Source organism: Rhizobium hidalgonense (assembly GCF_005862185.2).
Taxonomy (GTDB): domain Bacteria; phylum Pseudomonadota; class Alphaproteobacteria; order Rhizobiales; family Rhizobiaceae; genus Rhizobium; species Rhizobium hidalgonense.
In genome coordinates this window covers 2,516,483-2,528,455 of record NZ_CP054027.1, presented here as the reverse complement: position 1 = coordinate 2,528,455, position 11,973 = coordinate 2,516,483, and the positions used below count along the sequence as shown (strand labels likewise).

Sequence of the window (11,973 nt, the reverse complement as noted above, 5' to 3'; positions counted from 1 at the left end):
CGTTAGACCGGCCCGTCCCTGCCAAAGCTTGCAAAAGGCCTCGATTTGCCGTTTCATCGGGCGATAACGATAACCATCCGATGCTCTTCCTTAAAGGATCCGCCTTTGTCCCTGCCGATGCCCCGCGGCTTCGAGAAGCCTTATGCCGCCTTCCTGTTCGATATGGATGGCACCATCCTCAATTCGATCCGTGCTGCCGAGCGTGTATGGAGCGACTGGGCAAAGCGTCAGGGGCTCGATGTCGCCGCCTTTTTGCCGAAGATGCATGGATCGCGCGGCGTCGACACGATCGCCCGCCTGAACCTGCCAGGCGTTGACCCCGAACATGAGGCCAGGCTGGTGACCGAGGCCGAAATCGCCGATGTTGGCGATGTCGTGGCCATTCCGGGTGCCGCGGCATTCCTGAGTGCGCTGCCGCCGGATCGCTGGGCGATCGTCACATCTTCGCCACTGCGCCTTGCCCATCGGCGGCTGGACGCGGCAGGTCTGCCGCTGCCGAAATTCATGGTGACGGCGGAGGATGTGAAGGTCGGAAAACCCGATCCGCAATGTTATATCCTGGGCGCCGAACGCCTCGGCGTCAGCACACGGGATTGCCTGGTGTTCGAGGATGTCGCAGCCGGTATCATCGCCGGCGAGGCGGCGGGCGCCGATGTCATGGTCGTGACCGCAACCCATCACCAGAAGATGGACACGCCGCATCCGACCCTCTCGTCCTATGACGAGATCTCGGTCCGCATCTCAGCCGACCATAAGATGTTTATCGTCCCCAAAGCGGCCTGACACCGCCCGATCCCCGCTGAGTGCTCACTCCGCGGCTGCAGCGAGACAGCGATCGATGATCCTGCCGATTTCGCCGCGGCAGGAGCCGCAATTGGTTCCGGCGCTCAGTTCCTTGCCGACCGCCTCGACGCTGTGGCATCCGCCGAGTACCGCGGCAGCGATCTGATTGACCCCGACGCTGAAGCAGGAGCAGACGGTGGCGCCCGGATCCGGTCTGCCGGCGCCGGGACGGCCAGCGACCAGCGCAAAGCGTTTTCTCAAATCGCCGTGGGCGGTGGCGAGCTGCGAAATTGCCCAGTTGCGCGCGACGGCGACCGGTTCGCGGGCGAGGAACAGTGCGGCCAGCAGGGTCTCGCCGTCGAAGAAGGCGAGCCTGAGGTCGCCGGATTGCCGGTCGGCATAACCCAGCGGCTCGATGCCATCAGGAATGGCGAAAACAGCGCGGCACCAGGCCGTCCAGTCTTCGACCGCCTCGGTGAAGGCGAGCTCCAGCCGCCAGCCGCCATCGGCTTTCGCCAGCGCCCAATAGGCCGCGTCAGGTGTGGCCGGTTTTGTCGCCGAGACGGCGAAGCCGTAATGCGTGGCGCGGAAGGGGCGAATGGCGACGGCAACGTTCTTCGAGGCGGGCTGACCGGAAAAGGGGTCGGTGATCGGCGCGACCACGGCATCGATCCGCGCTTTGGCCGCGAACTGGTCGTTCCAGTGCATCGGCGCGAAGATGCCGCCACGCGCCTGGCGATCGGTCACCAGCGCCCGGACGATCGCCTTGCCGTAGGGGCTGTCGATCTCGACGAGACCAGCGCTCGATATGCCGGTCTCGATCGCATCGCGCGGATGGATCTCCGCAAAGGGTTCGGCGATATGGGCGGAAAGCCGGGCGCTCTTTCCCGTCCTCGTCATCGTGTGCCACTGGTCGCGGATGCGCCCGGTATTCAGCGTGAAGGGGAAGTCGGCATTGGTGCGGTCCGTTTCGGGCGGTGCCACTGCGACGAAGCGCGCCTTGCCATCGCCATGGTAGAAACCGCCATCGGCGAAGAAGCGGGTGACGCCGGGTTCGGTCCCTGCCGCCTGCGGCCACTGAAAGGGCGACAGCGCGTCATAGGTGTCACCGGTCAAGCCGGCGCGGGCGCCGATGTCGAAATCGCGGCTGCCGTTATTTTCGAAGGCGGAAAGGGCGGCATGTTCGGAGAAGATCTCCGCCGGCGTGTCGAAATCGAAAGCGGCGGCAAAGCCCATGCGGCGTCCGACCTCCGCAAGCTGCCACCAGTCGGCCCTCGCGTCGCCGGGGAGCCCGAGAAACGGCCGCTGTCTGGAAATGCGCCGTTCGGAATTGGTGACGGTGCCGTCCTTTTCGCCCCAGCCGAGCGAGGGCAGAAGCACCTCGGCGTGCCGGGCCGTATCCGTTTCTCTCAGGATGTCGGAGACGACGACGAAAGGACAGGCGGCGATCGCACTTTCGACGCTGTCGGCATCCGGCATCGAGACGACGGGATTGGTGGCCATGATCCAGAGCGCCTTGATGCGGCCGTCGGCCACGGCGCGGAACATGTCCACCGCCTTCAGACCAGGTTTTGCGGCGATGACGGGCGATTCCCAGAAACGCTGCACGCGATCCCGGTCTTGCGGGTTCTCGATCGCCATATGGGCGGCGAGCATATTGGCAAGACCACCGACCTCGCGCCCGCCCATGGCGTTCGGCTGGCCGGTCAGCGAGAACGGCCCCATGCCCGGGCGGCCAATACGGCCGGTCGCCAGATGACAGTTGAGGATGGCATTGACCTTGTCGGTGCCGGAGGAGGACTGGTTGACGCCCTGGCTGTAGCAGGTCACGACTTTCTCAGTCGTCTCGAACAGCCGGAAGAATTCCCGGATCTGCATGGCCGGCAGGCCGGTCCGTTCCAGCAGATCGTTGATGTCAAGCGCTGCGGCGGCCGCAAAGGCGCCGGCGAAACCTTCGGTGTGGGAGGCGATATAATTCTGGTCGATCGCCGGGCTGGTCGCCAGATGGGCAAGCAGTCCCATGAACAGCGCCACGTCGCCGTCCGGGCGGATTGCCAGATGCAGGTCGGCGATGTCGCATGTCACCGTCCGGCGCGGATCGATGACCACGATCCGCATGTTCGGCCGCGCCGCCTTTGCGGTGGCCAGCCGCTGGTAGATGACGGGATGACACCAAGCGAGGTTGGAGCCTGTCAGCACCACGAGGTCGGCGAGTTCGATATCCTCATAGGTCCCCGGCACAGTATCGGCGCCGAAGGCGCGGCGATGCCCGGCGACCGACGAAGACATGCAGAGCCTTGAATTGGTGTCGATATTGGCCGAGCCGATGAAGCCCTTCATCAGCTTGTTGGCGACATAATAATCCTCGGTCAGCAACTGGCCGGAGACGTAGAAGGCAACGGAATCAGGCCCGTGTTCGGCGATCGTTTCGGAAAAACGCCGGGCGACCAGGTCGAGCGCCTCGTCCCAGCCGCTGCGTTGACCGGCGATCTCGGGGTAAAGCAGCCGGCCATCGAGATCGATGGTTTCGGCAAGCGCCGACCCCTTCGAGCAGAGCCGGCCGAAATTCGACGGATGCTCGGGGTCGCCCTTGACGCTGACGGCGCCTGCCTCGTCGACGGTCGCGATGACGCCGCAGCCGACGCCGCAATAGGGGCAGGTGGTCTTGACCTCAGCCGCCATTATTCAGCCGCCATCAAGAGGCTTTCCAGGGCGATGAACAGGGCGCCGTTCTCGTTGCGGACCGGTATGGTCCGCACCTCGCCCTGGTCGGCACCGAGCGCCTTGCCGGTTTCGAGAGAGATCACCCAATTGTGCAGCGGGCAGGTGACGGCCTTGGCATGCACGATGCCCTGTGAGAGCGGGCCGCCCTTGTGCGGGCAGTGATCCTCGATGGCGAAAACTTCGTTTTCGGCCGTGCGGAAGACGGCGATCTTGCCCTGCGGCGTCTTCACGCAACGTGCACCGCGCAAGGGGATTTCGGAGATGTCACCGATTGAGATCCAGTTCATGTCCATCTCCTTATTCGGCTGCCTGCGGATAGCCGATCGTCGCCATCGGCTTGAACTCATGCTTGTCCTTGCCGGAGACACGCTCCGACCAGGGATCGACCTGGGCAAATTTCTGGCTGAAGACGAAACGCTCGTAATAGGCTGTGCGCTTTTCGGCATCACCCATGATCTGGCGGCGGATTTCGTCCAGACCGACGCGCTTGGCCCATTTGTAGATGCGCTCGAGGTAGCGGGCCTGCTCGCGGTACATTTGCGTCAGCGCCACGATATGCTCCAGCGCCTCGTCCTCGGTCTTAACGAGGCCGAGCACCTCGGTGCCCTTGATATCGAGACCGGCCGCACCGGCGAAATGGATCTCGAAACCGGAATCCACGCAGATCACGCCGATATCCTTGCAGGTTGCTTCCGCACAATTGCGCGGGCAGCCGGAAACGGCCAGTTTCAGCTTGGCCGGCGTCCAGGAGCCCCACATGAATTTCTCGATGCGGATGCCGAGACCGGTGGAATCCTGGGTGCCGAAGCGGCACCAGTCCGAACCGACGCAGGTCTTCACCGTGCGCAGGCCCTTGGCATAGGCCTGGCCGGAGACGAAGCCGGCCTTGCCGAGATCGGCCCAGACGGCGGGCAGGTCTTCCTTCTCGATGCCGAGCAGGTCGATGCGCTGGCCGCCGGTCACCTTGACCATCGGGATTTCGAACTTATCGACGACATCGGCGATGGCGCGCAGCTCGTTAGAATTGGTGACGCCGCCCCACATGCGCGGCACGACGGAATAGGTGCCGTCCTTCTGGATATTGGCGTGGACACGCTCATTGATGAAGCGCGACTGGTAGTCGTCGGCATATTCGTCCGGCCAGTCGCAGACCAGGTAATAGTTGAGCGCCGGCCGACACTTGGCGCAGCCGCAGGAGGTTTTCCACTCGAGCTCCTGCATGACGGCAGGAATGCTCTTCAGACCCTTGGCCTTGATCAGCCGGCGAACGTCGTCATGGCCGAGTTCGGTGCAGGTGCACATCGGCTGTACGGCAGCCGGATTGTAGCCGTCGCCGAGCGTCAATGCCATGAGTTGTTCGACGAGGCCGGTGCAGGAGCCGCACGAGGCGGATGCCTTGGTATGGGCACGCACGTCGTCGAGTGACGTCAGCCCTTTGCCAGTGATCGTCGAGGTGATTTTGCCCTTGCATACGCCGTTGCAGCCACAGATCTCCGCGTCATCCGGCAAGGCTGCAACGGCCGCCATAGGGTCCAGCGGCGACCCTCCTTGATAGGCCTGTCCGAAGATCAGCGTCTCGCGCATCTCCGAGATATCGGTCGCTTTTTTCTTCAGGTCATTGAACCAGGCGCCATCGGCAGTCTCGCCGTAAAGCACGGTGCCGATGATCTTGTTGTCCTTCAGGACGAGACGCTTGTAGACGCCGGCACTGGCATCGCGCAGCACGATCTCCTCGCGATCGTCGCCATCGGCGAAATCGCCGAGCGAATAGAGTTCGATACCGGTGACCTTGAGCTTGGTCGGCGTGTCGGCGTGCACGAAAGCCGGTGAGCGATCATCGCTAAGATGTGCCGCGGCGATCCGGGCCATTTCATAGAGCGGGGCGACGAGGCCGTAGACCATGCCGCCCACCTCGGCGCATTCGCCGAGCGCAAAGATGTCGCCGTCCGAGGTCTGCATACCGGCATCGACGACGATGCCACGATTGACCGCCAAGCCGGCATCCTTGGCCAGGCCGACACTCGGACGAATCCCGACGGCCATGACGACCAGCGTGGCCGGGATGATCCGGCCGTCGTCGAGCTCAATGCCCTCAACCTTGCCGTTGCCGATAATCGCCTTGGTATTGGCCTTGCAGATGACCTTGATGCCGCGTTCCTCGACCGCCTTCTGCAGCAGATAGCCGGCGGCGGGATCGAGCTGGCGCTCCATCAGCGTCGGCATGACGTGCAGGACGGTGACGTCCATCCCGCGCTGGGCAAGACCGGCCGCCGCTTCAAGGCCTAGCAGGCCGCCCCCGATGACGACGGCCTTTTCGCGCGACTGGGCGGCGAGCAGCATCGCCTGCACGTCGTCGAGATCGCGATAGGTGATGACGCCAGGCAGATCCTTGCCGGGAACCGGGATGATGAAGGGCACCGAACCGGTGGCGATCACCAGCTTGTCGTAGCTTTCGGTGACGCCGTGGTCTGACGTGACGGTCTTGGCTACGCGATCGATGTTGACGATCTTGTGGCCCTTGTAGAGCATGATGCCATGCTTGATATACCAGCCGTCACCGTGAATGATGATCTGCTCGTAGTCCTTTTCTCCGGAGAGAACCGGCGACAGCATGATGCGGTCGTAATTGACGCGCGGCTCGGCATTGAAGATCGTGACTTCGTAGCGTCCGGGAGCCCGTTCGAGGAGGTGCTCCAGCATGCGCCCGGGCGCCATGCCATTGCCGATGATGACGAGTTTTTCTGTCATGTTTCCAGGTCCTTAGATCAGGTGGCAGCCACGGGCGCGGAGTGCCCACGGCGCGACAATTGCTTGACGGACAGGTGCATCCAGACGAGCGAGATCGCGACGATTGCGAAGAGCAGCAGGAAGCAGCTGGACCAAAGGCCCGTCATGTCCTTGAGGAGGCCGAAGGCGATCGGCAGGATGAAGCCGCCAAGACCGCCCATCATGCCGACGATGCCGCCGACGGCCCCGACGTTTTCGGGGTAATAGGCCGGAATGTGCTTGTAGACGGCGGCCTTGCCGAGGCTCATGAAGAAGCCGAGCACAAAGATGACGGCGATGAAGATCACGGGTGTGATGGTCGCAGACGGCATCGAAAGGATCAGGGTGGCGACGGCCGACACGGCAAACATCGCATACATGACGCTGCGTGCACCCTTCTTGTCCGACAGAACGCCGCCAAAGGCCCGGAAGATGCTGCCCGGGATGGAGTAGGCGGCTGCGACCATGCCGGCTGTTTCCAGGTTGAAGCCGTAGACGCCGACCAGATAACGCGGCAGCCACAAGGACAGGGCGACGAAGCCGCCGAAGGCAAAGAAATAGTAGAGCGAGAAGCGCCAGACCTGAACGTTCTGCAGCGGCGCGAATTCCTGAGCCAAACTCTTGGAGGCGGTGCCGCGCTCGCGGCGAAGGCGGAAGGCCGGATCATCAGTGGTGGTGAACCAGAAGACGATCGCCATCAGCGCGAGACAGACGGCCCAGATCTCGGCAACCGCCTGCCAGCCCCAGGCGAGCAACACGAAGGGAGCGGCAAATTTGGTCACCGCCGCGCCGACATTGCCGGCCCCGAAGATGCCGAGCGCCGTTCCCTGCTTTTCCGCCGGGAAGAAAGGCGAGACATAGGCGACGCCGACCGCGAAGGAGCCGCCGGCAAGCCCGACGCCGAGGCCGGCGACCAGCATCTGCGTATAAGTCTGGGCGTAGGAGAGCAGGAAGGTCGCTATCGCGGCGGCAAGCATGGTGAGCGTGTAGACGAGACGACCACCATAACGCCCCGTCCAGATGCCGAGGACGATGCGCACGAGCGAGCCAGTGAGGACCGGGGTGCCGATCAGCAGTCCGAACTCGGCCTCATTGAGGTTGAGCTCTTGCTTGATGCGGATGCCGATGATCGCAAAGATCGTCCAGACGGCGAAACAGAGGGTAAAGGCGACCGTAGAGATCCACAGTGCTTTGGCGGGTTCGCCGGCGGACATAGGCTGCGTTTTCTCGGTGACAGACATGGCTTCTCCGTGGCGCGACAAGGTCGTGCCGATCCATCGCTGGGGGTTAAAAACGAAAAGCCGCTGGTCAGGATGCGCATGCACGAGGCGCGCGAAATATCCTGATCAGCGGCTTTGCTGGTGGCGCCCGCCGTTGGACGCCGAATTCATGGTCTTCTGCGAGCGCTTATTGCGCCCTCATACTGCGCTGATCGCCATTGATCTGTGCGGTAATAGCCCTGCAAGCTGTGTGCCAGTTTTGCATCTTTGTTTTAAGTGATTGAGTATAAATGGAATTTTCAATATTTGACCATCTGCATGTTTTTGCGGCTGCCAGAAAACGTGCAAATCTTTTGTGCGTTGCGGCGATGGCGGGCATCGAACTTTGCTGGCCTTTTGTGCAGGCTGGCACGGATCAGGTCTCATCGCCATGGGAAGCGAAAGGCAGGGCGCTTTTGACGGCAAAGCTCGCGACATAGTCCGGCAGTTCCGTCGGATCAAAGACGTGGCCATCCATGAAGCGGTCGCCCTCGTCATGGCCTTCGATGCGGATATCGGCGTCATCGGGTGCGTTGATGTCGCCGAGAGCCGTGCGATAGAGATCCGGGCGGTACGCGGAGGCGGCCGCCCGCGCCTTGTTGAGGCTGGCCTCGGCCTGTGCCCAGCGGATCATCTGGCTGTAAATCCACAGGGCATGGCTCGGCCTCGGATAGTTTGCGAAGCCGGAATGAAACTGGAAATAATCGGCGATGATGCGCCGGTTTCCTTTGGCATCGAGGTTGAATTCGCCGGCGAGAACACGGCGAATAATGCCGACGGGGGCAGCGATGTAGCGCGGATCGGCGAGGGCCGCCGCCAGCGCGTCGTGATTATCCGGCCGGTCACACCAGCGGGCTGCTGCGTCGAGCGCCACGATCAGCCTGGAAACGGTCTCCGGATGGCTTTCGGCCCAGTCCGGCCGCATGCCGATCACCTTTTCTGGGGCCGAGGGCCAGATGTCCTGTTTGGTGGCGACGATGCGGCCAAGACCGCGCTCCGAGGCGACCATGTTCCACGGCGCGCCGACGCAGAAACCGTCGATGGCGCCGGCCGCCAGCGCGTCCGAGGTTAGCGGCGGCGGCACGACGACGAGTTTGACATCCTTGTCGGGGTTGATGCCGCCGGCCGCCAGCCAGTAGCGGAATTCGTAATTATGCGAAGAGAAGGGATAGGTGACCCCGAAGGTCGGCAGCGGCTCGCCGCGCGCCTTCATTGCCGCGATGGTTTTTGAAAGGGCATGGGCGTTATCCAACGCGCTTGCCGTTTCCGGCAATCCGGCCTCATCGCGCATCCGTTCGAAGAGCCGCGTCGACAGGGTGATCGCATTGCCGCCGCGCCCAAGGGAAAACGCCGTGATCGTCGGCGAAGGATTGGAGCCGAGACCGAGCATGGAGGCGACCGGCATCGGCGACAGCATATGGGCGATATCGAATTGGCGGAACGCCAGGCGGTCGCGCACATTCGCCCAGGAGACATCCCTGACGAGATCGAGCGTCAGGCCTTGCTTCTCAGCGAAGCCGAATTCGGCCGCCGCAATCAGCACCGATGCATCGACGAGCGGAATGAAACCGGCCCGCAACACTTTCGGCCCTTCATTGTTGACGCGTGCGGGCGAGGGCAGCCCGCCGCTGGAACTGGCGGTGTTCGTCATCATATCCACTCCGGTTTCCTCCGGAAATTCGCCAGGGCGGCCATTACATCAAAAGTCCCGCAGCGGTGACAACGCTCTGGGCGATTTCCGACATCTTCTTCTTTTCGTTCATCGCCGTCTGACGCAGCAAGGCAAAGGCCTCTTCCTCGGACAGACCGCGCATCTTCATCAATATGCCCTTGGCACGCTCGATGAGCTTGCGTTCTTCGAGCGCCGAGCGGGCATCCGCAAGCTCCCGCCGCAGTCGGTTGAAGGCATTGAAGCGGCTGACGGCCATGTCGAGGATCGGTTTGACGCGTTCCTTCTTCAATCCATCGACAATATAGGCGGAGACGCCGGCATCGACCGCGGCCTCGATCGAAGCAGTGTCGGAGCGGTCGACGAACATGGCGATCGGCCGGCTGACCGTACGCGTCAGCTGGAACAGATGCTCCATCATGTCGCGGTTGGGGTTTTCGATATCGATGATGATCACGTCGGGCATCAGTGTTTCGATGGTCCGCGCGATGCCGTTGACCTCATGCACCACGGTGACGCGCGCATGCCCTGCCTCGCGCAGCCCTTCTTCGATGATGGAGGCGCGAATGGCATTTTCGTCGATGACCAGAATCGTCAGATCGAGATGCGTCATTGCTATATTCATGACGCACTGCAGCAATTTTGGCAAGCACGTCCGCCTGAAAAGTGTGCACAAATAGATGTGCACAAAAATTGGTCGATCTGCCGCTTTCGAGCGCAGTGTGGCCGCACGCATTCTAAGTTCATCAAAGGCTGGCGTCGATACCGTTGTCTTTTCCGGCATGCGGCTGCTTGAGGAAGTCTTTCGTTTCGGCGAAAAGGTCTGCCGCGGCTTGAGGTCGGCAGGAAGTCGCCAAGGGCGTGGGACGATATCCGGCTGATGTTTTTCGACCGGGATCTTGTGACCGTCAAGAGCGGTGATCCTCTGAGCAGAAGGTAAATTAGTGGCGGCCAGTGAATTTCATCCGATCGACCAGGCTACTCCGGGGTTGGCAACGCGCGCACTGCGGGCGATCGAAACCATCCTCGGCGTTGCGGTGGCTGTCGTTCTCGCGGTGCTGCTCTTCACGGTGCTCGTCACTGTCTGCCTGCGCTATTTCTTCGGCACCGGCTTCATCGGCGCCGAGGATCTCGGCATCTGGCTGCATGTCGCCCTGATCGCGCTCGGTGCGCCGCTCAGTCTCAACAGTGCGCTTGCCATGCGCCTCGACGTTTTCGTCAGGATGCTGCCGGAAAAGCTGCAGAAGGTGACGCGGATCGGTGCCGATGTCTTCACCGTGCTTTCGGCGCTGATCCTCGCCTTCGGTGGCAGCGAGATCATGACGATGCTCGGCGGCATCTCGCCGACGCTCGGTCTGCCGGAATGGATCCGCTTCGGCTTTCTCGGCGCCGGCGGCGCACTGATCCTCGTGGTGCTGCTTCTGCAGCGCATCGCCGAAGGCAAGATCCTGGCGGTTGCTCTTTCCCTGACCCTCGGCGTCGCGCTCTATGCGGGCATCCCGCATATCTCGTTTGATCTCGACTGGCCGCCGAGCATTTTCCTTGGGCTGATTGCGGCGTTGGGCCTCTTGCTCGCCGCACCGTTGCCGCATGCCTTTCTTGCTGCTGCCTATGTTGCCATCGCCTTCGGCAGCAGTCTGCCGGAGCCGGCGATCGTCTCCTCCACAGTCACCGGCATATCGAAATTCCTGCTGCTCGCCATTCCGTTCTTTCTGCTTGCCGGCGGCCTGCTGACGGCTTCCGGCGTCGCCAATCAGCTCGTGCGCTTCGCCGCCGCCATGGTCGGCCATCGCCGGGCCGGGCTGGCGCAGACCACGCTTTTGACCAGCGTCCTCTTTTCCGGCGCCTCCGGCTCCTCGGTTGCCAATGCTGCCTTCGGCGCCTCGACCTTCCAGCCCGAACTGGTCAAACACGGCTATCCGCCGGCGCAGGCGGCGGCAATCATCGCCGCGACGTCGGTTCTCGACAACATCATCCCGCCATCGATCGCCTTTCTCATCCTTGCCTCGGCGACCAATCTTTCCGTCGGCGCGCTGCTGGTCGGCGGCTTCTTCGCCGGCGGGCTGATGGCCATATGTCTGGCGGTCGCCATCCATCTGACCGTACGAGAGCAGGTGCCCTTGGCGCGCGCAAGCGCAAAACAGCGTGGGCAATCGGCGGTGCAGGCGATCCCGGCTTTCGGGCTCGGTGTCATCGTCGTCGTCGGCATTCGCATCGGCATCGTCACGACGACGGAGGCGGCAGCACTCGCCGCTTTTTACACACTGCTGCTCGGCATCGGCGCGCGGCTGGGCATCCTCTCGCTCTATGCCACCTTCCGCCAGGCGGCGGTCGAGGCGGCGGCAATCGGCCTGCTTATCGGCACGGCCGGTCCCTTCGCCTTCCTGCTCGCCGTCGACGACGTGTCCAGTCTGATCGCGCATCTGACAACGACGCTTGGCGGCAGCGCGCTTGCCGTCATCCTTCTGTCGAACGTCATTCTGTTCGCCGTCGGTCTCGTTCTCGATATCGGCGCCGCGATCCTGCTTTTCGGCCCGATCCTGCTGCCGGCAGCGGTTGCCGCCGGCATCGATCCCATCCAGTTCGGCGTGATCATCGTCGTCAACCTGATGATCCACGGACTGACGCCGCCGCTCGGCATGCTGATCTTCGTCGTCAGCGGCGTCACGCGCATTCCTGCCTCGGAACTCTTTCGGGCCGTCGTTCCCTATCTTCTCGCTCTCCTGGTTTCGCTCGCAATTCTTTGCGCATGGGCCATCATCTTCTAACGAA

Annotated in this window: 8 protein-coding genes; 2 read left to right on the top strand and 6 right to left on the bottom strand. The window is 62.7% G+C overall.

Annotated elements, in window-relative coordinates; translation table 11 throughout:
- The first annotated feature begins 105 nt into the window (after positions 1–105).
- Positions 106–783, top strand: a complete 678-nt coding sequence (locus FFM81_RS12135) for an HAD-IA family hydrolase (RefSeq protein WP_003573626.1) — start codon at positions 106–108, stop codon at positions 781–783.
- A 24-nt stretch (positions 784–807) separates the two neighbouring features.
- Here FFM81_RS12135 and FFM81_RS12130 read toward each other — a convergent pair whose 3' ends face one another.
- From FFM81_RS12130 to FFM81_RS12105, 6 genes are all read right to left on the bottom strand, one after another.
- Positions 808–3,465, bottom strand: a complete 2,658-nt coding sequence (locus FFM81_RS12130) for a nitrate reductase (protein ID WP_138384358.1) — start codon at positions 3,463–3,465, stop codon at positions 808–810.
- Positions 3,465–3,800: a nitrite reductase small subunit NirD gene (gene nirD / locus FFM81_RS12125; protein WP_025415980.1), complete on the bottom strand. Its 336-nt coding sequence runs from the start codon at positions 3,798–3,800 to the stop codon at positions 3,465–3,467. Before nirD ends, FFM81_RS12130 begins: the two co-directional genes overlap by 1 nt.
- Positions 3,801–3,804: 4 nt before the next feature.
- Positions 3,805–6,255, bottom strand: coding sequence for a nitrite reductase large subunit NirB (nirB, locus tag FFM81_RS12120; protein WP_003573621.1), 2,451 nt, complete (start codon positions 6,253–6,255; stop codon positions 3,805–3,807).
- Positions 6,256–6,272: 17 nt separating this feature from the next.
- The gene (locus tag FFM81_RS12115) at positions 6,273–7,514 is read right to left on the bottom strand and encodes an MFS transporter (RefSeq protein ID WP_138384357.1); all 1,242 of its coding nucleotides are present in this window, start codon (positions 7,512–7,514) and stop codon (positions 6,273–6,275) included.
- 394 nt (positions 7,515–7,908) lie between these two features.
- Positions 7,909–9,192, bottom strand: coding sequence for a CmpA/NrtA family ABC transporter substrate-binding protein (locus FFM81_RS12110; RefSeq protein WP_172643060.1), 1,284 nt, complete (start codon positions 9,190–9,192; stop codon positions 7,909–7,911).
- A gap of 34 nt (positions 9,193–9,226) precedes the next feature.
- Positions 9,227–9,814 (bottom strand): ANTAR domain-containing response regulator, encoded by a 588-nt coding sequence (locus tag FFM81_RS12105; protein ID WP_037092785.1) that lies wholly within the window; start codon positions 9,812–9,814, stop codon positions 9,227–9,229.
- A gap of 331 nt (positions 9,815–10,145) precedes the next feature.
- Between FFM81_RS12105 and FFM81_RS12100 the strand changes: the two genes are divergently transcribed.
- Positions 10,146–11,969, top strand: coding sequence for a TRAP transporter large permease (locus FFM81_RS12100; RefSeq protein WP_097535142.1), 1,824 nt, complete (start codon positions 10,146–10,148; stop codon positions 11,967–11,969).
- Positions 11,970–11,973 lie beyond the last annotated feature (4 nt).